This window comes from Streptomyces sp. NPDC030296, assembly GCF_055572815.1.
This window is the reverse complement of record NZ_JBVICQ010000004.1, coordinates 315,145-340,377: the sequence shown is the minus strand read 5'-3', so window position 1 is coordinate 340,377 and position 25,233 is coordinate 315,145. Positions and strand designations below refer to the sequence as shown.

General features: G+C 71.8%; 19 protein-coding genes and 1 pseudogene. 4 read left to right on the top strand and 16 right to left on the bottom strand.

Annotated features, from left to right (window positions below):
- Positions 1–2: 2 nt before the first annotated feature.
- The 12 genes from ACZ4Z3_RS13455 to ACZ4Z3_RS13400 all read right to left on the bottom strand — a co-directional run bounded on the left by ACZ4Z3_RS13455 (position 3) and on the right by ACZ4Z3_RS13400 (position 15,552).
- Entirely contained in the window at positions 3–851 is an 849-nt protein-coding gene (locus ACZ4Z3_RS13455; protein WP_468501092.1) for a TatD family hydrolase, read from the bottom strand.
- The gene (locus ACZ4Z3_RS13450) at positions 851–1,546 is read right to left on the bottom strand and encodes an EboA domain-containing protein (RefSeq protein ID WP_468501432.1); all 696 of its coding nucleotides are present in this window, start codon (positions 1,544–1,546) and stop codon (positions 851–853) included. Before ACZ4Z3_RS13450 ends, ACZ4Z3_RS13455 begins: the two co-directional genes overlap by 1 nt.
- Positions 1,546–2,454, bottom strand: coding sequence for a sugar phosphate isomerase/epimerase family protein (locus ACZ4Z3_RS13445; protein ID WP_468501091.1), 909 nt, complete (start codon positions 2,452–2,454; stop codon positions 1,546–1,548). The genes ACZ4Z3_RS13450 and ACZ4Z3_RS13445 overlap by 1 nt, the downstream gene beginning before the upstream one ends.
- On the bottom strand, positions 2,451–3,764 hold the full coding sequence (locus ACZ4Z3_RS13440; protein ID WP_468501090.1) for an inositol-3-phosphate synthase: 1,314 nt from the start codon (positions 3,762–3,764) through the stop codon (positions 2,451–2,453). Before ACZ4Z3_RS13440 ends, ACZ4Z3_RS13445 begins: the two co-directional genes overlap by 4 nt.
- A 148-nt stretch (positions 3,765–3,912) precedes the next feature.
- Positions 3,913–5,304, bottom strand: coding sequence for a ThuA domain-containing protein (locus ACZ4Z3_RS13435; protein WP_468501089.1), 1,392 nt, complete (start codon positions 5,302–5,304; stop codon positions 3,913–3,915).
- A gap of 9 nt (positions 5,305–5,313) precedes the next feature.
- The gene (locus ACZ4Z3_RS13430; protein ID WP_468501088.1) at positions 5,314–7,806 is read right to left on the bottom strand and encodes a PQQ-dependent sugar dehydrogenase; all 2,493 of its coding nucleotides are present in this window, start codon (positions 7,804–7,806) and stop codon (positions 5,314–5,316) included.
- A 177-nt stretch (positions 7,807–7,983) separates the two neighbouring features.
- Complete coding sequence (locus ACZ4Z3_RS13425; RefSeq protein WP_468501087.1) at positions 7,984–8,988, bottom strand: sugar phosphate isomerase/epimerase family protein; 1,005 nt, start codon at positions 8,986–8,988, stop codon at positions 7,984–7,986.
- A gap of 14 nt (positions 8,989–9,002) precedes the next feature.
- The gene (locus ACZ4Z3_RS13420) at positions 9,003–10,277 is read right to left on the bottom strand and encodes a Gfo/Idh/MocA family protein (RefSeq protein ID WP_468501086.1); all 1,275 of its coding nucleotides are present in this window, start codon (positions 10,275–10,277) and stop codon (positions 9,003–9,005) included.
- 118 nt (positions 10,278–10,395) lie between these two features.
- Entirely contained in the window at positions 10,396–11,433 is a 1,038-nt protein-coding gene (locus ACZ4Z3_RS13415; RefSeq protein WP_468501085.1) for a substrate-binding domain-containing protein, read from the bottom strand.
- 36 nt (positions 11,434–11,469) lie between these two features.
- Positions 11,470–12,489, bottom strand: a complete 1,020-nt coding sequence (locus ACZ4Z3_RS13410) for an ABC transporter permease (RefSeq protein WP_107461619.1) — start codon at positions 12,487–12,489, stop codon at positions 11,470–11,472.
- The gene (locus ACZ4Z3_RS13405) at positions 12,486–14,132 is read right to left on the bottom strand and encodes a sugar ABC transporter ATP-binding protein (protein WP_468501084.1); all 1,647 of its coding nucleotides are present in this window, start codon (positions 14,130–14,132) and stop codon (positions 12,486–12,488) included. The genes ACZ4Z3_RS13410 and ACZ4Z3_RS13405 overlap by 4 nt, the downstream gene beginning before the upstream one ends.
- Before the next feature lie 238 nt (positions 14,133–14,370).
- The gene (locus ACZ4Z3_RS13400; protein ID WP_468501083.1) at positions 14,371–15,552 is read right to left on the bottom strand and encodes an ROK family transcriptional regulator; all 1,182 of its coding nucleotides are present in this window, start codon (positions 15,550–15,552) and stop codon (positions 14,371–14,373) included.
- Between the two features lie 308 nt (positions 15,553–15,860).
- On the opposite strand from ACZ4Z3_RS13400, the gene ACZ4Z3_RS13395 reads away from it, so the two are divergent.
- Positions 15,861–18,545, top strand: a complete 2,685-nt coding sequence (locus ACZ4Z3_RS13395) for a hypothetical protein (RefSeq protein WP_468501082.1) — start codon at positions 15,861–15,863, stop codon at positions 18,543–18,545.
- Positions 18,542–19,762: a hypothetical protein gene (locus tag ACZ4Z3_RS13390; protein ID WP_468501081.1), complete on the top strand. Its 1,221-nt coding sequence runs from the start codon at positions 18,542–18,544 to the stop codon at positions 19,760–19,762. Before ACZ4Z3_RS13395 ends, ACZ4Z3_RS13390 begins: the two co-directional genes overlap by 4 nt.
- Before the next feature lie 28 nt (positions 19,763–19,790).
- Here the strand turns inward: ACZ4Z3_RS13390 and ACZ4Z3_RS13385 are convergent, their stop codons facing one another.
- From ACZ4Z3_RS13385 to ACZ4Z3_RS13370, 4 genes are all read right to left on the bottom strand, one after another.
- Positions 19,791–20,468 carry a GntR family transcriptional regulator gene (locus ACZ4Z3_RS13385; RefSeq protein WP_468501080.1) on the bottom strand — a complete coding sequence of 226 codons (678 nt, stop codon included), beginning with the start codon at positions 20,466–20,468 and terminating at the stop codon, positions 19,791–19,793.
- Between the two features lie 171 nt (positions 20,469–20,639).
- Positions 20,640–21,590 (bottom strand): beta-ketoacyl-ACP synthase III, encoded by a 951-nt coding sequence (locus ACZ4Z3_RS13380; protein ID WP_468501079.1) that lies wholly within the window; start codon positions 21,588–21,590, stop codon positions 20,640–20,642.
- Positions 21,591–21,740: 150 nt separating this feature from the next.
- On the bottom strand, positions 21,741–21,878 hold the full coding sequence (locus ACZ4Z3_RS13375) for an MFS transporter small subunit (protein ID WP_468501078.1): 138 nt from the start codon (positions 21,876–21,878) through the stop codon (positions 21,741–21,743).
- A complete protein-coding gene (locus ACZ4Z3_RS13370) occupies positions 21,844–23,178 on the bottom strand; it encodes an OFA family MFS transporter (protein ID WP_468501431.1) in 1,335 nt (444 codons plus the stop codon). The genes ACZ4Z3_RS13375 and ACZ4Z3_RS13370 overlap by 35 nt, the downstream gene beginning before the upstream one ends.
- A gap of 833 nt (positions 23,179–24,011) precedes the next feature.
- Here ACZ4Z3_RS13370 and ACZ4Z3_RS13365 point away from each other — a divergent pair.
- Both ACZ4Z3_RS13365 and fdhD read left to right on the top strand, forming a co-directional pair.
- Positions 24,012–24,113 (top strand): annotated as a pseudogene (locus ACZ4Z3_RS13365) (2Fe-2S iron-sulfur cluster-binding protein); the annotation flags it as partial.
- 28 nt (positions 24,114–24,141) lie between these two features.
- Complete coding sequence (gene fdhD / locus ACZ4Z3_RS13360) at positions 24,142–25,008, top strand: formate dehydrogenase accessory sulfurtransferase FdhD (RefSeq protein ID WP_468501077.1); 867 nt, start codon at positions 24,142–24,144, stop codon at positions 25,006–25,008.
- Positions 25,009–25,233 lie beyond the last annotated feature (225 nt).

Here is a 25,233-nt window from a genome sequence, read left to right as displayed (position 1 = left end):
GGTCACTCCCCGCCGCGCAGGATGCTGTTGCCCTCGTGGGTGGCGCCGGTCGGGGCGGTGTCGAGGTCGAGACGGCCACTGAGCCCGTAGAAGGCGACCGGGTTGCGCCACAGCACGAGGTCCACGTCGTCCTCGCCGAACCCGGCAGCGAGCAGGGCGTCGGCGACCCGTCGGGTCTTCAGGGGGTCGCTCCTGCCCCAGTCGGCGGCGGAGTTGACCAGTACCTTCTCCGTGCCGAACGCCTTGATGACGGCGACCATGCGCTCCTCGTCCATCTTGGTGTCGGGGTAGACGGAGAAGCCCAGCCAGGAGCCGCTGTCCTTGGCCTCCTTGACGGTGGTCTCGTTGAGGTGGTCCAGCAGCACCCGCTCGGGCGGCAGCTCGGAGGCCCGTACCACCTCGACGGTGCGGCGCAGTCCGGCGAGCTTGTCGCGGTGCGGGGTGTGCACCAGGGCGGGCAGGCCGTGGTCGGCGGCGAGTTGGAGCTGGTGTTCCAGGGCGAGGTCCTCGGCCGGCGTCATGGAGTCGTAGCCGATCTCGCCGACGGCCACGACGCGGTCCTTGAGGAGGTAACGGGGCAGGTGGTCCAGGACGGGGGTGCAGTGCGGGTCGTTGGCCTCCTTGGGGTTGAGGGCGATCGCGCAGTGGTGGGCGATGCCGTACTGGGCGGCCCGGAAGGGCTCCCAGCCGAGCAGGGAGTCGAAGTAGTCGAGGAAGGTGGCCGGGGACGTGCGGGGCTGCCCCAGCCAGAAGGCCGGTTCCACGACCGCGCGGACGCCCGCCTCGTACATCGCCTCGTAGTCGTCGGTGGTGCGGGACGTCATGTGGATGTGGGGGTCGAAGATGCGCATCAGGTCTCCTTGCCGTCGGTGCCGGTCCCGTCGGCCGGTGGGGGCGCGGTCAGGGCCAGGACGCGGTGCAGGTCCCCGGGCACGGGACGGCCCGCGGCGGTGCGTTCGTCGGCGTACGCGCCGAGCATGCGGGCGAGTTCGGTGTCGCCGTGGGCGCGGCGTGCCAGGTCGGTGATCTCGTCGACGGGTACGCCGGTGAACAGGCACTTCAGGACGGCGTGCCGCCAGTCGTGCGGGCCGAGGTGGCGGGCCCCGTAGGGGCCGAGGGCGGCGGCGACGAGGCGGGTGTCGTTGGTGCGCAGGGCGTCCTCGACGAGGTGCAGCGCGTCGCGGCCGGGCACGAGGTGGGGCAGGGCGTGCAGCACGGCCCGGCGCTCGTCGGCGGTGCCCTGCCGGTAGACCCGGTCGAGCGCGGCGGTGTCGGCTCGGGCCGCGTGCAGGATCAGGACGCGGACGGCGTCGGCGTGCTCGGTGCCGCAGCGTCGGCCCGCCTCGGCGAGGCGCAGCTCCCACACGGAGAGGGGGCCGTGGGTGCCGGGATGGTCGGCGGCCTCGGCGAGGGCCCGGTCGAGCCAGGCGCGGGCGGGGTCGTCGAGCCGCGCGGTCAGCGGGCCGCGCAGTGCGGCGGGGGCGGTGTGGGCCGGGTGGCCGGGGTGGGTCGCCGGGTCGGCCTGTGTCGGGGGGCGGTGGCGGATCACGAGGTGCTCCCGGGAGGTGCGGCGGCGGGACCTTGCGGCGGCCCCGCCGGGCGGCCGGTCGCCCGGCGGAGGAAGGCGAGGGACCGCTCGGCCTGGTGCGGGCCGGCATGGGAGTGGCGGGGCAGTTCGACGACGGTCAGGGCCCGGTAGTCGACGGCGGCCAGCGCGTCGAGGACGGCCGGGAAGTCGATCTCGCCCTCGCCGAGCGGCAGGTGGTCGTGGACACCGCGCCGCATGTCCTCGATCTGGACGTGGCGCAGCCAGGGCGCGGCGGCGCGGACGCAGTGGGCGGGCGGGAGGGGTTCGATGCACTGGCAGTGGCCGATGTCGAGGGTGAGGCCGAGGGCGGCGGGGCTGTCGAGGGCATCGCGCAGTCGGTGGAAGTCGGCGAGCGTGGCGAGGAGGTGGCCGGGTTCGGGTTCGACGGCGAGCGGGACGCCGGCGGCGGTGGCGGCGTCGAGGACGGGGACGAGCGCGTCGGGGAGGCGCTTCCAGGCGGTGTCCTCGTCGGTGCCGGGCGGGGTGACGCCGCTGAAGCAGTGCACGGCGTGGGCGCCCAGGCCGGCGGCGACCCGTACGGCGGTCAGGAGCAGGCCGGCGCGGCGGTCGCGGTCCTCCGGGTCGGGGTCCAGCAGGGTCGGCCCGTGTTTGCGGCGGGCGTCGAGGACGTAGCGGGCGCCGGTCTCCACGGTGACGGCCAGGCCGAGGGCGTCGAGCCGTCGTGCGAGCCGCCGGGTGCGGGCCGCGAGGCCGGGGGCCAGCGGGTCGAGGTGCATGTGGTCGAGGGTCAGCCCGACACCGTCGTAGCCGAGGTCGGCGAGGAGGGCGAGGGCGTCGTCGAGCCGGAGGTCGGCGAGACCGTTGGTGCCGTAGCCGAAGGCGAGGGGTGTGGCCCGGACAGTCATCGGGCCTCACCTCGCGGCCCCGGTTCACGCAGCGGGCGCGGCCCCGGTCCGCCCGGCCGGCGCGGCTCTGCCAGGGGCGTCCGCCCCGGCCCGCGCCCGGCCGCCGGCGGCCCGTCGTCCGGCCCGGCGGGAAGAGGGTCCTCGGCCACCGCGGCGGCCGACGACAGGTCCCGTCCTCCGGTCCGCAGCCGCTCCGCGAACCCCGCCAGCACCGCGTACTGCTCCCCCAGCGCCGACGGGGCCTCGCCCACCGGGTCCTTGAAGTAGAAGGCCAGCTCGGGGAGGGGGCCCGCCAGGCCCGCTTCGTGGGCGCGGACGAGGAGGCGGGCGAGGTCGAGGACCAGGGGCGCGGCGAGCGCGGAGTCGCAGCCCTGCCAGGTGGTCTGGAGGACCATGCGGGTACCGAGGAAGCCGTCGAAGGCGATGTGGTCCCAGGCGGTCTTCCAGTCGCCGAGCGCGGGGACGTCGTCGATGTGGGTCTCGCCCTCGGGGGCCCTGCCGAGGGTGTCGGTCACGACGCGTTCCTTGCCGGCGTTCTTGGCGGCGGCGGCCGCCGGGTCGGCGAGCGCGGCACCGTCGCCGCCGCCGAGGAGGTTCGTGCCGGACCAGGCCCGGACGGTCAGCGCCCGCTGGGCGAACATCGGGCCGAGGACCGACCGGAGCAGGGTCTGGCCGGTCTTGCCGTCACGGCCCGCCCAGGGCACGCCCGCCGACTCCGCCAGGGAGGCGAGGGCGGGGTGGTCCAGGCCCGTCGACGGGGTGAAGTTGGCGTAGGGGCAGCCGGCGCGCAGGGCGGCCGCCGCGTACAGGGAACTGGGCGGCGGGGCGGTGCCGGCGGGCGCGGGCTCCGTGGAGGCCACGTTCACGACGACGGCACGGGCGAGGCCCCGGCGTCGTACGAAGTCCTGGAGGTCGGCGGTGAAGGCGGAGATCAGCTCGTCGGGGGTCCGGGTGTCGCCGGGGAGGGGGCCGCCGGGCCTGATCTCGCCGTCGGCGGCGGCGAGTTCGGCGGTGACGGCCTCGGGCAGACCGTGCGGCAGGACGCCGCCCGCCGCCAGGGCCTCGGCGCGTTTGGGCAGGGGGCAGTCCGTGGTGTCGTGGCCGCCGAAGACGAGGGAGGCGAGGGGTGGGAGGCCCGAGCCCGCGAAGAGGGGGGTCTCGGTGACCATGCCCGTGGGGGCGTGCAGGCCCGCCGTGAGGGCCGCGCAGCCCGCGACGACGGTGGTGGCGACGGAGCCGCGGGCCCCGATCAGCCAGACGCCGACACGCGGCGCGGAACCCGGCACGGACACGGGCGGGGACGCGGACATGGGCAGCCTCCTTGTCGAGCACGTGGTGCGGGGACCCGGACGCGCCGGGCGGACCTGGCAGGCACTGGAATGCGGGTACGCCGGAATGTGGGTACGCCGGGAGGGTGAGGCGGCGGGCGGAGGTCCGGCGTCCCCCGCCCGCCGCCGTTCAGTCGCCCGAGGGCGGGGCCGCCGTGCCGGCGGTCCGCGCGGGCAGTTCCTTGATCCGGACGTCACGGAAGGACACCCGGTCGTCGGCACCGTGGTTCTGGATGCCGACGTGACCGTCCCTGAGGCTGCGGGCCGGATCGGTGTTGGTGAAATCGTTGATCCGCACGCCGTTGAGCCAGACGCGGAGGCGTTCGCCCTCCACGCGGATCTCGTACGTGTTCCACTCCCCCGGCGGATTCAGGGCGCGGTCGCGCTTCCTGAGGTCGGCGGAGCGGAAGCCGTAGACGGACCCGGTGGTCCGCTCGGGTACGTCGGTGGCGTCGATCTGGATCTCGTAGCCGTTGTTCACGGCCGACCACGGGTCGTCCGAGGGCTGGAAGCCCACGAACACCCCCGAGTTGTCGTCGCCGGAGGCGCCGTCCGTCCTCCAGTCGAGCTTCAGGGAGTACGACCCGAAGCTGCGGTCGGCGTACCAGAGCATGCCCATGCCGCCACTGGAGGTGAGCGTGCCGTCGGCGCCGCGCTCGAAGGAGCCCGGCCCGGCCTGCCGCCAGCCGTCCAGGGAGGTGCCGTCGAACAGCGGGCGGTAGCCGTTCTCCGGCCGGCAGTCGGCCTGGACCTCGCCGATCGCCCATCGGATGCCGCCCAGCAGGTGCTGCCGGAAGGCGGGCTCGGCGTACGACTCCTTGGTGTGGCCGCCCCCGGTGTAGAAGGCGCGGCCGCCCCGGTAGTTCTGGCACCAGGCGATGGGATGGTCGTCGTTCATGGTGCCGCCGCTGTACGACGACTCGTCGAGCGAGGCGAGCACATGGGCCCGTTCACGGGGGTTGGAGCGGTAGTTGTACCACTCGTCCGTGCGGTTCCAGGTCGCGCCCAGTGAGGCGGTGGCCGGGTGGGCGTGGTCCTCGACGTCGACCGTCGCGGGCTGGATCGCGGGGTGCGACTGGAAGTACGCGCCCGCGAGCCCGCCGTAGAACGCCCAGTCGTACTCGGTGTCGGCGGCGGCGTGGATGCCGACGTAGGCGCCGCCGCGTCCGATGTACCGCTCGAAGGCGGTCTGCTGGGCCGGGTTCAGGACGTCGCCGGTGGTGGAGAGGAAGACGACGGCGGCGTACCGGCCGAGGTTGCGGGTGGTGAAGGCGCCGGCGTCCTCCGTGGCGTCGACGCGGAAGCCGTGGGCGGCGCCCAGTTCCCGTACGGCGGTGATGCCCTCGGGGATGGAGTCGTGCCGGAAGCCGGCGGTCTTGGAGAACACCAGCACCCGGGCCTGTGCGGAGCCGTGTGCCGTACCGGCGTCGGCCGCCTCATCGGACACGGCGGGTCCCGAGACGCAGCCGATCAGCAGGGCGGCGCCGATCGCGGCCGTCGCCATACGTCCGTTCGTTCGCATGGTCGCTCCTCACCTCGTCGTGAACGTGAAGTCGTCCACGTCGAACAGTCCGCCGGAGCCGCTGCCCTTGAACACCAGGTAGAGCGTGGTGGTGCCGCGCGGGGCCCTGGTCAGGTTCGCGGTGACGTCCTGGAAGTTCTCCCAGCCGCCGGTGACCGGCACGGTGGTGCTGCCGAGCAGCCGGCCGGTGGGCGAGCCCGCCCGGACCTCCAGCTTGCCTCCCGCGCCTCCGGAGGAGATCCGCGCGGTGATCTTCGTGGCGTTGGACAGGACGTACGGCTTGAAGGAGATCCAGTCGCCGTGGGAGACGTCCCCGACGGTCTTGCCGCCGTGGGCGGTGGCCTTCGACTGGACGGTGATGCCGGAGGAGTCGCCGTAGTGCTCGGCCTGGCGGTGCTTGGGCTGGACGACGTGCCGGTCGTGGGTGGTCAGCGGGTCCTGGCCGCCGCCCCCGCCGTCGGTGTACTCGGCGTCGAACACCCCGAAGATGTTGGCGTTCTCGTCGTGGCCGCCGTCGGCGCTGGTCTGGATGGTGCCGGTGCAGCCGTTGGCGGAGGTCACCGGGTGGCCGTGGCTGTCGTGGCCGAGGACGAAGGTGACCTTGACCTTGGCGCAGTCGATGGTCCGGCCGTCCTCCGGGTCGCTGACCTTGACCTTGAACGGTACGGACTCACCGAAGGCGAACAGCTGCCCGTCCTGCGGGAGTTCCAGGGTCACCTTGGGCGCGGTGTTGCCGACGACGATCCGCACGCTGGCGCTGCCGGTGCGGCCGGAGGGGTCCTTCGCGGTGACGGTCGCCGTGTAGGTGCCGTTCTTCTTGTAGGTGTGCGTCGGGTTCGCCGCCGTGGACGTGGAGCCGTCGCCGAAGTCCCAGCGGTAGGTGAGGGCGTCGCCGTCCTGGTCGCTGGTGCCCGCGGAGGAGAAGCGGACCTTGAGTCTCGCCTGGCCGGAGGTGCGGTCGGCGGCGGCCTGGGCGACCGGCGAGTGGCCGTCGGTGGCGTTCTCGATGCGGTACAGGGCGGAGTGCTCGTCGCCGCCGAACCAGGAGATGCCGTAGTCGAGGACGTACAGCGCGCCGTCCGGGCCGAACGCCATGTCCATCACCTGGGTGCCCGTCCACGGCACGTCGGCGATGGAGCGTACGGTGCCGTCGGCGTCGCTGGTGATGCGCTTGATCCAGCGGCGGCCGAACTCACCGGCGAAGAAGTCCCCGTCGTAGGCCTCGGGGAACTTCACCGGGGAGTCGAGGGAGGCGTCGTAGTGGTAGACCGGGCCGCCCATCGGGGACTCGGAGCCGTCGCCGAACTCCGGCAGGGAGTTGCCGTTGTAGGGGATCCAGGCGGGCTCGGCGGGCGGCAGTTCGGTCAGGCCCGTGTTGTTCGGGGAAGTGTTCTTCGGCGCCGCGCAGTCGAAGGCCGCGCCGGAGGCCCCGGTGGCGAAGTCGTAGTCGACGTAGGCGTCGTTCTTGCCGGTGCAGTACGGCCAGCCGAAGTTGCCGGGCTTGGTGACGCGGGCGAACTCGACCTGGCCGGCCGGGCCGCGCGAGGGGTTGGCGGCGCCCGCGTCGGGGCCGTACTCGCCGACGTAGAGGATGCCGGTCTTCTTGTCGACGCTGAAGCGGAACGGGTTGCGCAGGCCCATCGCGTAGATCTCGGGCCGCGTCTTGTCCGTGCCGGGCGCGAACAGGTTGCCGTCGGGTATGGCGTACGAGCCGTCGGCGTTGACCTTGATGCGCAGGATCTTGCCGCGCAGGTCGTTGGTGTTGGCGGAGGTGCGCTGCGCGTCGAAGGCCGGGTTGCGGTTCGCGCGCTCGTCGATGGGGGTGAAGCCGTCCGACTGGAAGGGGTTGCTGTCGTCGCCGGTCGACAGGTACAGGTTGCCCGCCGCGTCGAAGTCGATGTCCCCGCCGACGTGACAGCAGATGCCGCGCGAGGCGGGCACGTCGAGGATCTTCTTCTCGCTGGCCTTGTCGAGCGTGCCGTCCGTCTTCAGGACGAAGCGGGACAGGCGGTTGACGCCGTCGAAGGGCGCGAAGTCGGCGGCGCTGCCGGTCTCAGGGGCGTCCCCGGCCGGGGTGTTCAGCGGGGGCGCGTAGTACAGGTAGATGAAGCGGTTGTCGGCGAAGCCGGGGTCGACGCCGATGCCCTGGAGGCCCTCCTCGTCGTGGGAGTACACGTCGAGCTTGCCGGCGAGGCGGGTGTTGCCCGCCGCGTCGGTCAGCCGCAGTTCGCCGTCGCGGGAGGTGTGCAGCACCGAGCGGTCCGGGAGCACGGCGAGCGACATGGGCTCGCCGACCTCGGGTTCGCCCTTGGCGAGGGTGACCTGCTGGAAGTCCTCTGCCGCGGTGGCCCGCGGGGCGGCCTCGGCCGCTCCGGCGGCGGGCGAGGTCAGGGAGAGCGAGGCGCCGGCGAGCAGCAGACCGCTCAGCAGAGCCAGGGGCCCGCGGACTCTGCGGCGTCTGAAGGGGCTGGTGGGGCGTCCGTTGTCGTCGTACGGGTGCACGAAAGGCCTCCAAGGAGGGGCTTGGTCGTACGGTGCGGGTGTGTGCGGTACGCCGGGGTGCGCCGTCACCCCGGAGACACGGCAGGGCCGTGTGGACCCGGCCGGACAGCCGGCCCGATGGGCTGGGCCGGGGGCCGGGCCGGGAGTCCCGAGCGGGGACTCCCGGCCGGAAGGGACTTAGTCGTTGCCGCCGAACGCCGCGTCGAACGAGGCCGACGGCGCTTCGAAGTCGAACGCCTTGAGGCGGGTGAGGGCCTCGGGGGCGCCCTGGAGCCGGTCCATGCCGGCGTCCTCCCACTCGACGGAGATCGGGCCCTGGTAGCCGATCGAGCGGAGCATCCGGAAGACGTCCTCCCACGGCACGTCGCCGTGGCCGGCGGACACGAAGTCCCAGCCGCGGCGCGGGTCGCCCCAGGGCAGGTGCGAGCCGAGGCGGCCGTTGCGGCCGTCGAGGCGCTTGCGGGCCTCCTTGCAGTCGACGTGGTAGATCCGGTCGCGGAAGTCCCACAGGAAGCCGACCGGGTCGAGGTCCTGCCACACGAAGTGCGAGGGGTCGAAGTTGAGGCCGAAGGCGGGCCGGTGGTCCACCGCCTCCAGGGCGCGCTGGGTGGTCCAGTAGTCGTAGGCGATCTCGCTCGGGTGGACCTCGTGGGCGAACCGCACGCCTTCGGCGTCGAAGACGTCGAGGATCGGGTTCCAGCGGGTCGCGAAGTCCTCGTAGCCGCGCTCGATCATCGACTCGGGGGCGGGCGGGAACATGGCGACCAGGTGCCAGATGGCGGAGCCGGTGAAGCCGATGACGGTGTCGACGCCGAAGGCGGCGGCGGCCCGCGCGGTGTCGGCCATCTCGGCGGCGGCCCGCTGCCGTACGCCCTCGGGCTCGCCGTCGCCCCAGATCCGGGCGGGCAGGATGGCCCGGTGGCGTTCGTCGATGATGGCGTCGCAGACGGCCTGGCCGACGAGATGGTTGGAGACGGCCCAGCACTTCAGGCCGTACTTCTCGAGGAGCTGGTGCCGGGAGGCGAGGTACGACGGGTCCGCGAGCGCCTTGTCGACCTCGAAGTGGTCGCCCCAGCAGGCGAGTTCGAGTCCCTCGTAGCCGAAGTCGCGGGCGAGGCGGCAGACCTCTTCGAGGGGCAGGTCGGCCCACTGGCCGGTGAAGAGCGTGAAGGTGCGCGGCATGGTGCGGGGCCTCCTCAGACCGCGGTGGGGGTGTAGACGGAGTTCTTCTCGGCGCTCTCCTCGACCGCCGCGAGCACACGCTGCACCTGGAGTCCGTCCGCGAAGGACGGTGCGGGCCGCTCGCCCGCCGCGACGGCGTGGACCAGGTCGCGGGCCTGGTGGACGAAGGTGTGCTCGTAGCCGAGGCCGTGGCCCGGCGGCCACCAGGCGTCCAGGTAGGGGTGGTCGGACTCGGTGACGAGGATGCGGCGGAAGCCGGCGTGGGCGCCGGGCTCGGTGTGGTCGTGGTACGAGAGTTCGTTGAGCCGCTCCAGGTCGAAGGCCACCGAGCCACGCTCACCGTTGAGTTCGATGCACAGGGCGTTCTTGCGGCCGGTGGCGAACCGGGTGGCCTCGAAGGAGGCGATCGCGCCGGAGGCGAAGCGGCCCGTGAACAGGGCGGCGTCGTCGACCGTGACGGCCCCGCGCGCGTCGGAGCCCCCGGTCGACGCCAGCCCGCTGGACGCCCCGGCGGGCAGGGGGCGTTCCCGTACGAAGGTCTCGGTCAGCGCCGACACCCCGACGACCGGCTCCCCGGCGAGGAACTGCGCGAGGTCGACGATGTGCGCCCCGAGGTCGCCGAGCGCCCCGGAACCGGCCGTCTCCTTGCGCAGCCGCCAGGTCAGCGGGAATTCCGGGTCCACGAGCCAGTCCTGAAGGTAGGTCACCCGTACGTGGCGCAGTGCGCCGAGCCGCCCCTCGGCGACCATGCGCCGGGCCAGCGCGGTGGCGGGCACCCGGCGGTAGTTGAAGCCGACCATCGCCACCTGGCCGCGCGCGTGGGCCTCCTCGGCCGCCGCCGTCATGGCCTCCGCCTCCTCGACCGTGTTGGCGAGCGGCTTCTCGCAGAGCACGTGCTTGCCCGCGGCCAGGGCGGCGAGGGCGATCTCGGCGTGGCTGTCGCCGGGGGTGCAGATGTCGACGAGGTCGATGTCGTCGCGGGTGACGAGGGCCCGCCAGTCGGTCTCCGTCGTGGCCCAGCCGTGCCGGTCGGCCATGGCCCGCACGGCCTCCCGGTCGCGTCCGCAGACTGCGGCGAGGACCGGGCTGAGCGGCAGGTCGAAGACCCGTCCCGCGGTGCGCCAGCCCTGTGAGTGCGCGGCCCCCATGAACGCGTACCCGACCATGCCGACCCGCAGCGGCGGTCTGCCGGCCCCGCCGGCGAGCCCGGCGGGCCAGGTCCCGGCGCCGGCCCCTGGGGTCCCCGCCTCCTCCGCCTCGGCCTGGTCGGGGTGCTGCGGCTGTCCCATGCGTGTGTCCTCCTCGTGGTCGCGGCGCGGTGGGGGGTGGGGCCGTGCCCGGATCTCCGGGAGCCGTGGCTGCCGGCTCCCGGTGGTCGGTCCGGTCGGGCCCGTCCGGCGGGAGCCGTCACTTGAAGCCGGTGGACATGTACTGGTCGACGTTGTCCTTGTCGACGACGGCCGAGTAGAGCGTCAGCGAGGACGGGATCTCGAACTCGGCGAGGCCGCCTATGCCCTTGCTCTGGCCGAGGGCGCGGGCGAGGTCGATCGCGGAGGCGGCCATGGTCGGCGGGTAGAGGACGGTCGCCTTGAGGACACCGTCGTCCTTCTCGATGGCCTGGAAGGCGGAGAGGGCGCCCGCGCCGCCGACCATGAGGAAGTCGTCGCGTCCGGCCTGCTCGATGGCGCGCAGCGCGCCGACGCCCTGGTCGTCGTCGTGGTTCCACAGCGCGTCGAACTTCGACTGGGCCTGGAGGAGCTGGGCCATCTTGGCCTGCCCGGACTCCACGGTGAACTCGGCGGCCTGGCGGGCGACCTTCTTGATGTTGGGGTAGTTCTTCAGGGCGTCGTCGAAGCCCTGGGTGCGCTGCTTGGTCAGCTCCAGGTTGTCGAGGCCGGCGAGTTCGATGACCCGGGCGTCGGACTTGTCCTTGAGCTTCTCGCCGATGTAGTGCCCGGCGTTGAGGCCCATGCCGTAGTTGTCGCCGCCGATCCAGCAGCGGTACGCCTGCGGGGAGTTGAAGATCCGGTCGAGGTTGACGACGGGTATGCCGGCGCGCATGGCCTTGAGGCCGACCTGGGTGAGGGCCTTGCCGTCGGCGGGCAGGACCACCAGGACGTCGACCTTCTTGTTGATGAGGGTCTCGATCTGCCCGATCTGCTGGGCGGTGTCGTTGGAGCCCTCGGTGATCTCCAGGGTGACGTCCTCGTACCGCTCGGCGCGGCTCTTGGCGTTGTCGTTGATCGCGTTGAGCCAGCCGTGGTCGGCCTGGGGGCCGGCGAAGCCGATGGTCACTTCCTTGCCGGGCTTGTCGTCGGCGGCGGGCTGCTTGTCGGCGGCCGCCTTGTCGCCGGTGTCATTGCTGGTGCAACCGACGAGGAGGGTGCCGGCCGAGACGGCGGCGGTCCCGAGGAGCAGTCCTCTGCGGCTGGGGAACTGTGGCATGGCGGTGGACCTTTCCGGTGGGGACTCTTCGGTGGGTCAGGTCGTGCTGGCCGTGCGTCGCTGGACCAGGACCGCGGCGACGATGATCGCGCCCTTGGCGATCTGCTGGACGTCGCTCTGGAGGTTGTTCAGCGCGAAGATGTTGGTGATCGTGGTGAAGATCAGGACGCCGAGCACGGAGCCGGTGATGGTGCCCCGGCCGCCGGTGAGCAGGGTGCCGCCGATGATCGCGGCGGCGATGGCGTCGAGTTCGTACAGGTTGCCGTTGGTGTTCTGGCCCGAGCCGGCCAGCACGATCAGCAGGAACGCGGCGATGCCGCAGCACAGCCCGGAGAGCAGATAGAGGTAGAGGCGCTGACGGCGGACGTCGATGCCCGCGAGCCGGGCGGCCTCCGCGTTGCCGCCGACGGCGACGGTGCGCCGGCCGAACGTCGTGCGGTTCAGCACGAGCCAGCCGATGACCGTCACGACCGCGAAGACCAGGACCAGGGGCGGGATACCGAGGACATACGCGTCGCGCTCCCCGAGGTCGAGGACGCCCTGCACCTCGACGATCTGGGTCTTGCCGTCGGTGATCTGGAGGGCGAGACCGCGGGCGGAGGCGAGCATGGCCAGGGTGGCGATGAAGGGGACCATCCCGCCGTACGCGATGAGCAGCCCGTTCACCATGCCGCATCCGACGCCGACGATCACCGCGGTGAAGAGGATGCCGGCGAAGCCGTACTCCTGGGTGGCGACGGTGGTGGCCCACACCGAGGCCAGGGCGACGATCGCGCCCACCGACAGGTCGATGCCGCCGGAGGTGATGACGAAGGTCATGCCGACGGTGACGACACCGATCACGGAGGCCTGGGTGAGGACGAGTTGGAGGTTGCGGGTGTCGAGGAACTCGTCGGGCTTGGTGAGGCCGCCGATGACGATCAGTGCGGCGAGGACGCCGAGGAGGGAGAGGGTGCGCACGTCGGCGCGGAAGAGGACGGTGCGCCAGGCGGGCGGTTCGGCGACCGGTGTCACCTTGTCGGTGCCGTCGCGGGGCGGGGACGCGTGCTGGGTCATGACGCCGGCCTCCCTTCGCCGGTCGCCGGGCCGGTGACGCCGGACACCTGGCCGACCGCACCGGTCGCCGGTCCTGCCGCGCCGGTCGCCGGGCTGCCCGCGCCGGCGGGACTGGCTGCACTTGCCACGGGGCTTCCTTCCATCACGAGGTCGAGGACGCGGTGTTCGTCGAGGTCGCGGGCGGACGCGGTGTGCACGACCCGGCCCTCGCGCAGGACGAGCACGCGGTCGGCGAGGCCGAGGACTTCGGGCACCTCGCTGGAGACCAGCAGCACGGCGAGGCCCTCGTCGGCGAGGCGGCGCACCACCGCGTACAGCTCGGCGCGGGCGCCCACGTCGACGCCCCGGGTCGGTTCGTCCAGCAGCAGCACCCGGCAGCCGCGCAGCAGCCAGCGGGCGAGGACCGCCTTCTGCTGGTTGCCGCCGGAGAGGGTGCGGACGGGGACGGCGGGGTTGTCGGGGCGCAGGGACAGCTCGCGGGTCGCGGCGCGGGCGGCCCGGTGCTCGGCGCTCCGGTCGATCCAGCCGACGCGGGCGAAGCGGGACATCGTCGACACCGACACGTTGCGGGTGACCGACTCCAGCATCAGCAGCGCCTGCGCCTTGCGTTCCTCGGGGGCGAGTCCGAGCCCGGCGCGTACGGCGGCCCGTACGCTGCCGGTCCGCAGCGGCCGTCCGTCGACGCGGACCTCCCCGGCGGAGGGCTTGCGGGCGCCGTAGATGGTCTCCAGGATCTCGGAGCGCCCGGAGCCGACGAGTCCGGCGAGGCCGACGATCTCGCCGGGCCGGACGTCGAGGTCGAGGGCCTCGAACTCCCCGTCACGGGCGAGCCCCCGCACCTCCAGTACGGGTGTGGTGGCCTCCGGCGGCGGGGCGGGCGGCCGGTCCGGGAAGACGTACTCGACGTTCCGTCCCGTCATCAGCGCCACGACCTCGCGGGTCGGCGTCGACTTCGCGGGCAGTCCGCCGGCCACGGCGCGGCCGTCCTTCAGTACGGTCACCCGGTCGCCGATCCGGCGGATCTCCTCCAGCCGGTGCGAGATGTAGACGACGGCGACCCCGTCGGCGGTCAGGTCCCCCACGATCCTGAACAGGTTGTCGACCTCGTCGGGGTCGAGGGCGGCGGACGGCTCGTCCATCACGATGAGGCGTACGTCGTGGGAGAGCGCCCGCGCCATGGAGACGATCTGCTGCTGGGCGGCGGAGAGTTCACCGACGAGCCGCGCCGGATCGATCTCGGGGTGCCCGAGGCGTTTCAGCAGAGCGGCGGTCGAGGCGCGTGCCGCCTTGCCCCGGACGACGAATCCGGCGGTCGTCGGCTCGTGCCCCAGATGCACGTTCTCGGCCACGGAGAGGTGCTCCACCAGATCCAGTTCCTGGTAGATGGTCGCGATGCCCAACCGCATGGCGGCGATCGGCGACTTGAGGGTGACGGGCTCCCCCCGCCAGCCGATGGTGCCGTCGTCGGGCTGGTGGGCGCCCGCGAGCACCTTGATCAGGGTGGACTTGCCGGCGCCGTTCTGACCGAGCAGGCAGTGGACCTCCCCCGCCTGCACATCGAGGTCGACGCCGTCGAGGGCCCGGACGCCGGGGAACGACTTGGTGATGCCGGACATGGTGAGCAGCGGTAATTCTGGTGCCATGAGTTCCCCTTGGCGGGCGTGCGGGCCGGTTGCAGGGCGAATCAGCCTGCGGGGCAGGCGCGTTCGGGCAGGGCGCGGGTCGAGCAGGGCAGGGCACTGTGCGGTCGTGCGGTGTGCGGCTCGGCGGGCTGTGCGGCTCGGTGCGGTGTGCGGCTCGAAACGGGCTGCGGCTCGGTGCGGGGTGCCGTGTGGAGGACGACCTGGTGCGGGTGGTCCCCGGTGCTGTCGAACGGAGTGGCTACGCGGGTGAGAACAGGTGGTCGCTGATGAGGCGGGCCGCGCCGATGACTCCGGCGGTGGGCCCCAACTCCCCGAGCACGATGGGCAGGTTGCCGGTCGCGAGGGGTAGGGACTGGCGGTAGACCTGGGTGCGGATGGCGGCGAGGAGGGTGTGGCCGAGGCCGGTCACCCCGCCGCCGATGACCACCAGGCCGGGGTTGAAGAAGCTGACGAGTCCGGCGATGACCTGGCCGGTGCGGTTGCCGCCCTCGCGTATCAGGTCGAGGGCGGTGGCGTCACCGGCGGCGGCCGCGGCGGCGACGTCGACGGCGGTCAGGGTGCCGTTGGTCTCCAGCCGGGAGGCCAGCTCCATCGAGAGGCCCTGCTGGGCGGCCTCCTTGGCGTCGCGGGCGAGCGCGGCGCCGCTGAAGTGGGCCTCCAGGCAGCCCCGGTTGCCGCAGGCGCAGGGGCGGCCGTCCGGTACGGCGAGGATGTGGCCGATGTCGCCGGCGCTGCCCGTCGTACCGCGGTGGACCTCGCCGCCGGCGACGATGCCGCAGCCGATGCCGGTGCCGATCTTGACGCAGAGGAAGTCGCCCACGGAACGGGCCACGCCCGCGTGCTGCTCCCCCATCGCCATCAGGTTCACGTCGTTGTCGACCATCACCGGGCAGCCGAGTTCCTGGCTGAGCGCCTCGCGCACCGGGAACCCGTCCCAGCCGGGCATGATCGGCGGGGCCACCGGGACGCCCTCGGGGAAGCGGACCGGCCCGGGGACGCCGATGCCGGCGCCGTCGAACCCTTCCGCGAGCCCCGAGGCCCTCAGCTTGGCGGCCATCGAGAGGACCTGCTCGAAGACGGCGACGGGGCCGTCCCGGACGTCCATGGGCTGATTGATGTGACCGAGGATCTCCAACTCGGCGTTGGTGACCGCGACGTCGATCGAGGTCGCGCCGATGTCGACGCCGAGGAAGCGGAGTTGGGGGGCGAGCCGGATGTTGTGCGAGCGCCGGCCGCCGCGCGAGGCGGCGAGTCCGTCGGCCACGACCAGACCCGTCTCCAGCAGCCGGTCCACCTCGACGGCCAGCTTCGACCGGGAGAGGTCGACCCGGTCGCCGAGCTGCGCGCGGGAGTGGGGTCCGCCGTCCCGCAACAGCTTCAGCAGCCGTGCCTGATGCGCGTTCGCGGGACGAGCCGTCATCCGTCTCACGAGCCCCTCCCCGCCTCAAACCGGCCTGTGTCGCGCTGGGTTCCGGCCACCTCAGGGTGGCTTGCTTTCGCAGGGAACGTAGCAGTGGTCACCACGACTGGGAAGAAGTCGAGCACACATTGGCGCCAACTTTCTCCACTCACAGGACAAAGAAGCGTCCGGTTACCGCCGCATCTCGGACCCACATGATCACAGAGCCGTACATCAGCCCAGGCCAGGGCGGCTTGCTTTGCACGGCGCCTCGGACGGGTATACGAAACCGGCATGGACAGAGCGACGGCTTCATGAGGCGCCGCGGCTTGCGTGCACGGCTTCGGTGGGGCCTTCCGTGGGGCCGGTCCCGCCCGCACACGCTGATCGCCGAGGGCACCGGTTCCCTCGTCGCCGGGCGCGACATCCACCACGCCACCGTGTACATCGGGACGGGCGGGGAGCACGTCGCGGCACAGGACCTCAGGGCCCTCGCCGGGCACGAACGGATCGAGCGGGAGCGGGCCGCCGACGAGCGGCAACGCCAGGCGTTCGCACGGCACTTCCTGCCGAAGGCCAGGGCCTCGGTCCGGACGGACGGCGTCACCTGGGACTTCACCGGACGTCGGGAGGCACTGCGCCGGATCGTGACCTGGCTGACCGACCCGGCGGACAACCGCCGGGGCCTCGTCGTCTCGGGCGGCCCGGGATCGGGGAAGACGGCCGTCCTCGGACTGATCGCGTCCCTGGCGGATCCCCGCCACCACGCGCACGTCCCCGTGGACCGGGTCGGTGTCCGCGAGGAGGCCCTCCCTCCCCGGAACAGCTTCACCACGGTGATCCACGCGGCCGGGCTGAGGGCGGAGGCGATCGTCGACGCCGTCGCCCACGCCGCCCGTCGCTCGACGACGTCGGCCCCGGTCGTCCTCATCGACGCGGTCGACGAGACCGACCGGCCGGAGCTGCTGGTCGACGAGGTCCTGAAGCCCCTGCTCCTGGACGGCTCGGTACGCCTCCTCCTCGGCATGCGCACCGAACTGGCCACCCGTCTGCACGACTTGTGCGACATGGTCGACCTGGACGGCGACTTCGCCGACCCGGAGGGCCTGCGGCGCCACGTCGAACACGTCCTGCTCCAGGCGACCGGGGACAGCCCGTTCCGGCGGACGCCCGAGGGGACGGTGTCCCGGGTGGCCGAGGGCGTCGCACAGGTGGCCGAGCCGTCGTTCCTGGTGGGCCGTCTGCTGGCCCGGATGCTCGCCGCCCGTGCGGAGCCGCCCGACCTCCGCCCGGGGTGGGAGACCGAACTGCCGCGTCTGCCGGGGGAGATCCTGGAGCGGGACCTGACCGAGCGGCTCGGCCGGAAGCAGGCCGAGCGGGCCCTGGACCTGCTGCGCCCGCTGGCCTTCGCGGAGGGCAACGGCCTTCCGGACGAGGACATCTGGGCGGGCCTCGCCAGCCGGATGGCGGGGCGGCGCTACGACTACGACGACGTGCTCTGGCTGCGCGAGCACGTGGGAAGCTACGCGGTCAGGTCGACGGACCAGGGGCACACCGTCTACCAGCCCCACCATCTCTCCCTCACGGAGCATCTGCGCGCGGTGCCGGATCCTCAGGCGGTGCACCGGTGCTTCGTCGACCACCTCGTCGACCACACGCCGGTGCGCGCCGACGGAACCCGCGACTGGGGACGGGCCAGCTTCTACACCCATGCCTACCTGGCCACCCACATCGCCAAGGCCGGCGGCCACCCGGTCCTCGACGAGCTGATGCTCGACCCGGCGTATCTGCTCGGCGCGATCCCGTACCGGCTCCTCGGGGCGCTGGACGGCCACCGATTGCCCGCCGACCGGGACATGTCGGAGGTGCGGGCGGCGATCAACGCCTACCGGCAGGCCGCCGCGGACTTCCGCCGCACGGAGCCGGAACTGCGGCCGGCGGCCCTCGACCTGGCGGTGCGGACCCATGACGCCCGTACCCTCCGGGCCCGTATGCCGCCCGTACCCGACACCTCGCCCTGGAAGGCCCGCTGGGTCGACCTGCGTCCCCGGCGCAGCGGCTACACCCTCACCAAGCTGTCCGGAGAGGTAACCCGGATGTCGGCGTTCCGGTACGGCGGCGCACAGTATCTGGCGGTCGTCTCCCACATAGGTGAGATCGAGGTGTGGAACGTCGACGCCAACCGTCCGGTCGTCAGCGGCACGATCACGGAGGGGAGACACATCACCGGCCTGGACACCGTGGTCGGGGACGGTCGTGTCTTCATGGCGACGAGCAGCGCGACGCGGGTCCAGCTCTGGGATGTGTTCGGGGGCAACCGGGCACTCGGCGGCTGGCCCGTCGGCGACGCGGTCTCGGACAGTGAGACGAGTGCGGTGGCGTTCGCCGAGGTCGGGGGCGAGCTGCGGTTGTTCTGTGTGACCGACGACTCCGTCCTGCACCGCTTCGACGTTCTGGGGGCGAGCCGGCTCCCTGCCCTGACCATGAACAGGGCATGCGATTTCATGCGGAGCGAGGCGACCGTCGTCGTCACCCCGGTCGAGGGAAGACCCCGGGCCGTCGTGAGTGCCTGGAACGGCGTCCAGCTCATCGATCTGGAGACCGGCCGCAGTGAGAGCTGTTACGGAGGCAGTGGCTACGCCAGGGGCATTCAGGTCATCCCCCGAACGGATCCCCCGCAGTTCCTCGTCGGCAAGGGCGATCACACGATCTTCCGGGTTCATCTGGATCGTGCCCCGCAACAGCTCCGAAGCTGCCCCGAGTCCGTCCGGGACGTCGATGTGTGGACACGGGGCGGCAGTACATTCGCGATCGCCGGATACGACTACTGCGACCGGCCCCTGGAACTCTTCTCGCTGACGCGGCCGGGCCTCTCGGTCTCCGACTTCTACGACGTGCGCTCGGCGGTGAGCCAGGTGCGCGTCCTCGAACTGCGCCACGGCCATGTGGTGATAGCGGCCGGACAGCGTTCCGGCGCCGTACGGATCTGGGACTTTCCCGAGGTGCCCGAGTGAGCCGAGGAACGGAACGGCTCAGTGAACCGCTCGCCGTGCACACCACGGAACTCGACGGCCGCCGGGTGGTGGTCGTCGTCCACCCCGACCACGTCGTCCTGCGCGACTGCTCCGACGGGCAGGTGGTGGCCCGGCACAGCGCACGGTTCGAGCCCGAGTACACGGACTGCGTGACCCATCACGGAACCGCGCTGCTCATCGTGAGCTCCGGCGCCCGGGTGTTCGCCCTCGACCTGAGGAACGGAACGGACGCGCCCATAGGCTCGTGCGACTCGGCCGTCTCGGCACTCGCAGCCCGATGCCAGGGCGACAGGCTCCGGGTGGTGGCGGGCGAACAATCCGGGGCGGTCCGTGTGTTCACTCTCGACGAGGACCCGGAATGGTCTTCCATGAAGGTTCCCGCCCACCAGAACAGGGTCCTGTCGGTGTCCCTCGGAAGCGTCCGGGGACGGCCGTGCGTCCTCAGTTGCGCGAACGACTCGACGGTGACGCGCACCTTTCTCGGTACGAAGCCCTCACGCAATCTCTGGGTGCTTCGCTGGACGGAGGACACGCAGTCCTCGACCGGCCTCTCGTGCGGCTGGATGAACTACGGCACCGCCTATCCCTTCAACCTCAACGCGGCGTTTCGCGAACATGCCTGGAATCCCCACGCGCAGGCGTTGGCCGGAATGATCGACAAGCGCAGGACCGCCGTGCGCAAGTGCCGTCTGGTCGACCGGGGACGTGCCTCGTTGGCTCTGGTCACCGGCAAGGACGAACTCGACACCGTGATGACCGTCGGGGCGGTTTCGCGCCCCCGCGCCATGCCGCTCCGGACCCTGGCCTTCAGTGTCCCCGGGCTGCTCGCGGCCGCCCACCCGATCCGGCGAGGTGTACGGCTCGCGCTGGTTCAGGGATCCGCCGTGCACATCGTCGACCTGCGGATGATCTACAGGTGGCAGTGGGTCAACCGCGTCGTCGGCCTCCTGGCCTTCTGCGGCTGGTTCCTGCTGATCCGCAGTGAGCCGCTGGCGTGGTTCCTGCTCCCCATGGCGCTGTCGATGGCGTCCCAGGCATGCGCGGGCCCGTCCTTGAGCGGCATCCACAGCCGGGCGCTCGCCTCCATCGATCTCCACGGCGAAGTCGTCGACGTCGACTTCGACGGCCCCGACGCCCTCGTCGCCCTCAGCCATCGCGGCACAGCCACCTTCGACCTGTCGGGCGCGGAGTCCTGACCTGTCGGGCGCGGAGTCCTGACCCGCGCTACGGCCGAGGCCGCTCGTGGTAAGCCCTGCGGGTGTGCTCCGTGTGCGCCCGCATGACCTCCGTCGCCCGCTGTTCGTCGCGGGCCGAGATCGCCGCGATCAGTGCGCGGTGTTCGTTCCAGGACTGATGGCCGCGCTGCCGGGCGACCGGCGTGTAGTACCAGCGGACGCGGCGGTCGACCTGGACCGCGAGTTCGGCGAGGACCGTGTTGCCGGCGAGTTCCATGACCTTCGCGTGGAAGCGGGCGTTCATCGCGACGGCGGCGTCCACGTCGTCCGCGTCGACGGCCCGCTCTCCCTCCGCGCAGAGTTCCTCCAGCGCCGTGATCCCCGCCGTACCGGCGTTCGCCGCGGCGAGGCGGGCCGCCTCCGCCTCCAACAGGGTGCGGACGGTGAGGAGTTGGTCGGCCTCCTCCTCCGTCGGCTCGTGCACGAACGCGCCCTGCGCGGGCCTCAGGTCGACCCAGCCCTCGGTGTTCAGCCGCTGGAGAGCCTCACGGACCGGCTGCCGGGACACCCCGAGCCGGCCGGCCAGTTCGCTCTCGACCAGATGCCGGCCGGGGCGCAGGGCGCGGGTGGTGATCAGTTCGAGCAGGGCTTCGTAGACGCGGTCGCGCAGCGGGCCGGGACGTTCGAGCTTGGGCACGGCCCCCTGCGGCAGCCCTGTCGACGACATCGGGTCCCCCTCCAGAGCACCACTGGGCGTACTGCACACGGAAAGCGAACGGCCCGTACTGGAAAGTCGAGGTCAACAGCCAGCATGGATCGTCTTTCGTCTACAGCCTACGAGCCCCGTGGGCCAGGGAGTTGACGCGTCTGACTCGTCACATCACCACCGGGGCGGTGCTCAGGGGCAGCGGACGACCTGTCCGGCGTACGACAGGTTTCCGCCGAAGCCGAACAGCAGCACGGGGTCGCCGCTGGAGATCTCGCCGCGTTCGACGAGCTTGGAGAAGGCGAGCGGGATGCTCGCGGCCGAGGTGTTCCCGGATTCGGTGACGTCCCGTGCGACGACGGCGTTGACGGCGCCGATCTTCTCCGCGAGGGGCTCGATGATGCGCAGGTTGGCCTGGTGGAGGACGACCGCGGCGAGGTCGGCGGGGGCGAGGCCGGCCTTCTCGCAGGCGGCGCGGGCGATGGGCGGCAGCTTGGTGGTGGCCCAGCGGTAGACGCTCTGCCCCTCCTGGGCGAACCGGGCGGGCGTCCCCTCGATCCGTACCGCGTGCCCCATCTCGGGCACCGAGCCCCACAGCACCGGTCCGATGCCGGGCGCCCCGTCGGCGGGGTCGGCCGCCTCGACGACCGCCGCGCCCGCGCCGTCCCCGACGAGCACACAGGTCGTACGGTCGGTCCAGTCGGTCACCTCGGACATCTTGTCGGCACCGATGACGAGCGCCCGGGTGGCCCCGCCCGCGCGGACGGCGTGGTCGGCGGTGGCGAGGGCGTGGGTGAAGCCGGCGCAGACGACGTTGACGTCCATCGCGGCCGGGGACGGGATGCCGAGCCGGCGGGCGACCCGGGCGGCCATGTTCGGGGAACGGTCGACGGCCGTGGAGGTGGCGACCACCACGAGGTCGATGTCGGCGGCGGCGAGACCGGCCGTCGCGAGCGCCTTGGCGGCGGCGTGCCCGGCCAGCTCGTCGACGGGCTCGTCGGGTCCCGCGATGTGCCGGGTGCGGATGCCCACACGGGTCGTGATCCACTCGTCACTGGTGTCGACCATGCCCGCCAGGTCCTTGTTGGTGAGCACCTTGGCGGGCTGGTAGTGGCCGACGGCGGCGATGCGCGAGCCGATCATGGGTGTTCCCCCTCATAGCCTGTGGTCAGCGGGATTCACCAGTCTGCGCAGTGACCCACGGGTAGGGGGGCGAGTGAGGCGACAGTAAAGACGAACCCATGTTGTGGGCTTCTGTCAGACTCCTGGACATCCACGTACTCGACCGAGCAGTCATGCGGTGAACAGTTGCGTGGCCTTTCGTACGAGTTCGTACAGTCCGTAGGCGAGCGGTACGCCCACCCACATCCAGGCGAAGACGATCAGCGGGCGCCGGTCAGGCGGATTCGGGCTGCTGTCGCTGGACGACATCGGCGGCCTCCCTCGGGGCGGGGATGTGGAAGCGGGGGTGGACGGGCCGGACCAGTTCGTTGGCGACGAAGCCGACGACGAGCAGGCCGATCATGATGAAGAAGGACGTGCCGTAGAGGTCGGGGCCGCTCTTGCCCGCCTCCTCCTGGCGGTCGGCGATCCAGTTGACGATCAGCGGGCCGAGGACACCGGCCGTGGACCAGGCGGTGAGCAGCCGGCCGTGGATGGCTCCGACCTGGTAGGTGCCGAAGAGGTCCTTCAGATAGGCGGGGATCGTGGCGAAGCCGCCGCCGTAGAAGGAGAGGATCACCAGGGCGCAGACGATGAACAGCGGCTTCGAGGAGTCGCCGAACTGCGCGATGAGCAGGTACATCAGGGCGCCGACGCCGAGGTAGACGCGGTAGATGTTCTTGCGTCCGATCAGGTCGGAGGTCGACGACCAGGTGATGCGGCCCGCCATGTTGGCCGCCGACAGGAGCGCCACGAAGCCGGCCGCCGCGCCGGCCGAGACCGGGGTGGAGGACTCGGCGAAGAAGTCCGTGATCATCGGGGCGGCCTTCTCCAGGATGCCGATGCCCGCGGACACGTTCATGCAGAGGATGACCCACAGGCACCAGAACTGCGGGGTGCGGATGGCGTCGCGGGCCGAGACCTGCGGGCCCTCGAAGGCGCTCGGTCCGCTCTGGACGGGCTTCTCGCCGCGCGGCACCCGCACGAGCAGCACCCCGAGGGTCATGAACACGGCGTAGGACAGTCCGTGGACGAGGAAGGCGACGGCGATCCCGGAGGAGTCGGCGCCGAAGGACTCCAGCATCTGCGCGGACCACGGCGAGGCGATCAGCGCACCGCCGCCGAAGCCCATGATGGCAATGCCGGTGGCCATGCCGGGCCTGTCCGGGAACCACTTGATCAGGGTGGAGACGGGCGAGATGTAGCCGATGCCGAGGCCGATGCCGCCGACGAAGCCGTAGCCGAAGACGATCAGCCAGTACTGCTCGGTGGCCGCGCCCAGGGAGGCGATCAGGAAACCGGAGGAGAAGCAGATCAGGGCCACGGTCATGGCCCAGCGCGGCCCGTTGCGCTCGACGAGCGTCCCGCCGAACGCGGCGGACAGCCCCAGCATGACGATGCCGAGTTGGAAGGGCAGCGCGCTCTGTGTGCCGCTGAGGCCGAGCGCGGATTCGAGCGGCGGCTTGAACACGCTCCAGGCGTAGGCCTGTCCGATGGAGAGATGGACGGAGAGGGCGGCGGGGGGAACGAGCCAGCGGCTCCAGCCCACGGGCGCGACGGGGGGACTCATGATCCCGGACGGTAGGGAGTAGCCGGGTAGTTGAGAAGGCGGCACGTCGGCCGTATGCGATGAACGGTATGCGACGCGCGCCGAACGGTCGTACGGTACAGCTCGGTCGGTGAAGTCGTCCGTCAGCACACATCCGTCGACCTGCGCGGGCGCGGTGCTCATGTCGCCGACGGGCTCGAAGTTCGGGTTGCAGTTGAGGACCAGCAGGAACGACGAGGACAGCTGACGCATGCTGTCGGGGTCCGGCGCGATCACGGCGAAGTCCTCGCCGATGGCGAAGCCGCCGTCGATGACCGCGCTCGGGGACTTCTCGATCCGCTCGGCGATGTCGGCGCGGTAGGCCTCCTGGAAGGTCTTCATGCCGTCTTTCCCGGTCCAGAAGACACGGATGTGGCTGTCGCCCGCGTCGTCGCAGGTGCCGCGGAAGCGCACGCCCCAGCTCTCGTCGAACTCCTCGTCCATGGGGTAGTAGCGGGTGTCGGCCGGGTCGATGCTGTACTGCTCGCAGGTCGTGAACCGCTGCAGGTACTCACCGGCCGCCATGACCGACCCGGACTCCGGGAGGTTGTCGAGCATGAGCTCCTGCCGCGTGGTCAGCCCGCCCGCCAGGTCACTCGTGGCACCTCCGTTGCGCTGCCCGGTGACGACGGACTCCTCGTCACCGCTCCCGGACTCGTCGTCGCATCCGGCCAGGGACACGGCCATCGCACCTGCGGCCACCACGGCTGCCAAGGCCCTTGTCACGCGCATCCGGTCACCCCGTTGATCGTTCTCGCTCGCGGACCCTAGGACATGGACATGTCCGAGACCAAAGCCGACGGATGCGTCGAGGTGGCTGCAACCTCACGCTCCATGTGCAGGACAATGAGATCGTGAAGGGCAATCTGTGCATCAAGGGCCGCTCCGGCCACCAGCGCGTACAGAACCGGGACTGATCGGCACCGGTCGGGACAGGGGCAGGACATGGGACGAGTCACCGAACGACGCAAGGTGATCCGCATCCGGGACGGGGCGGTCTCCTCACGCCCGGACACGCTCGTCGCCGAGGAGCCACTGGAGATCCGCCTCAACGGCAAGCCCCTCGCGATCACCATGCGCACCCCCGGCGACGACTTCGCGCTCGCCGCCGGGTTCCTGGTCAGCGAAGGCGTCCTCGCCGAGAAGTCCGACCTGCAGAACATCGTCTACTGCGCGGGCGCCACCGCCGACGGCTCCAACACGTACAACGTGGTGGACGTGCGGACGACCTCCGGGGTGGTGATCCCGGACATCACCCTCGAACGCAACGTCTACACCACGTCGTCGTGTGGGCTGTGCGGCAAGGCGTCCCTGGACGCGGTCCGTACGACGGCCCGCTGGCCCATGGACGACACGCACGGCGGTGACGTTCCCCCGGTCCGCCTCGACCCCGGCCTCCTCGCGGACCTCCCCGACCGGCTCCGCGCGGCCCAGCGGGTCTTCGACCGGACCGGGGGCCTGCACGCGGCGGCCCTGTTCAGCGAGGACGGCGAGCTGCTCGACGTACGGGAGGACGTGGGCCGGCACAACGCGGTGGACAAGCTGATCGGGCGGGCACTCCAGAACGGGGCGCTGCCCCTGTCCCGGGCCGTGCTGCTGGTGTCGGGGCGGGCCTCCTTCGAGCTGGCACAGAAAGCGGTGATGGCCGGGATCCCGGTCCTCGCGGCGGTGTCGGCGCCGTCGTCACTGGCGGTGGACCTGGCCGCCGAGACGGGGCTGACCCTCGTCGGCTTCCTCCGGGGAGCCTCCATGAACGTGTACGCGGGTGAACACCGGATCGCCCTGCGGGCCAGGGCCACCCGGGGCGGCTGACCGGCTCCCGTGGTGCGTTGCCGGGTGCGGGTGGGTGGGAACCGCGCGAGAAACCACGACGCACCCGCACCCGCCGGCACCACCCGTACCCCCGAGACCATAGGCGCCCGGCTGACACACCACCCGCACGGTTCTTGTCGGCCCCTCCAACCCCCCGTACCGTCTGTGGCCGGACCTCGGACATGGGACGTCCGACGTCCTCTCATCCGGACGTATGAAGGGCTG

What these genes read in the sequence shown, in the direction of transcription:
- ACZ4Z3_RS13455 (WP_468501092.1), bottom strand. Translation starts at nt 851, where the DNA reads ATGCGCATCTTCGACCCCCACATCCACATGACGTCCCGCACCACCGAC.
- ACZ4Z3_RS13445 (WP_468501091.1), bottom strand. Translation starts at nt 2,454, where the DNA reads ATGACTGTCCGGGCCACACCCCTCGCCTTCGGCTACGGCACCAACGGT.
- ACZ4Z3_RS13440 (WP_468501090.1), bottom strand. Translation starts at nt 3,764, where the DNA reads ATGTCCGCGTCCCCGCCCGTGTCCGTGCCGGGTTCCGCGCCGCGTGTC.
- ACZ4Z3_RS13435 (WP_468501089.1), bottom strand. Translation starts at nt 5,304, where the DNA reads ATGCGAACGAACGGACGTATGGCGACGGCCGCGATCGGCGCCGCCCTG.
- ACZ4Z3_RS13425 (WP_468501087.1), bottom strand. Translation starts at nt 8,988, where the DNA reads ATGCCGCGCACCTTCACGCTCTTCACCGGCCAGTGGGCCGACCTGCCC.
- ACZ4Z3_RS13420 (WP_468501086.1), bottom strand. Translation starts at nt 10,277, where the DNA reads ATGGGACAGCCGCAGCACCCCGACCAGGCCGAGGCGGAGGAGGCGGGG.
- ACZ4Z3_RS13415 (WP_468501085.1), bottom strand. Translation starts at nt 11,433, where the DNA reads ATGCCACAGTTCCCCAGCCGCAGAGGACTGCTCCTCGGGACCGCCGCC.
- ACZ4Z3_RS13410 (WP_107461619.1), bottom strand. Translation starts at nt 12,489, where the DNA reads ATGACCCAGCACGCGTCCCCGCCCCGCGACGGCACCGACAAGGTGACA.
- ACZ4Z3_RS13405 (WP_468501084.1), bottom strand. Translation starts at nt 14,132, where the DNA reads ATGGCACCAGAATTACCGCTGCTCACCATGTCCGGCATCACCAAGTCG.
- ACZ4Z3_RS13400 (WP_468501083.1), bottom strand. Translation starts at nt 15,552, where the DNA reads ATGACGGCTCGTCCCGCGAACGCGCATCAGGCACGGCTGCTGAAGCTG.
- ACZ4Z3_RS13385 (WP_468501080.1), bottom strand. Translation starts at nt 20,468, where the DNA reads ATGTCGTCGACAGGGCTGCCGCAGGGGGCCGTGCCCAAGCTCGAACGT.
- ACZ4Z3_RS13380 (WP_468501079.1), bottom strand. Translation starts at nt 21,590, where the DNA reads ATGATCGGCTCGCGCATCGCCGCCGTCGGCCACTACCAGCCCGCCAAG.
- ACZ4Z3_RS13375 (WP_468501078.1), bottom strand. Translation starts at nt 21,878, where the DNA reads ATGTCGTCCAGCGACAGCAGCCCGAATCCGCCTGACCGGCGCCCGCTG.
- ACZ4Z3_RS13370 (WP_468501431.1), bottom strand. Translation starts at nt 23,178, where the DNA reads ATGAGTCCCCCCGTCGCGCCCGTGGGCTGGAGCCGCTGGCTCGTTCCC.
- fdhD (WP_468501077.1), top strand. Translation starts at nt 24,142, where the DNA reads ATGGGACGAGTCACCGAACGACGCAAGGTGATCCGCATCCGGGACGGG.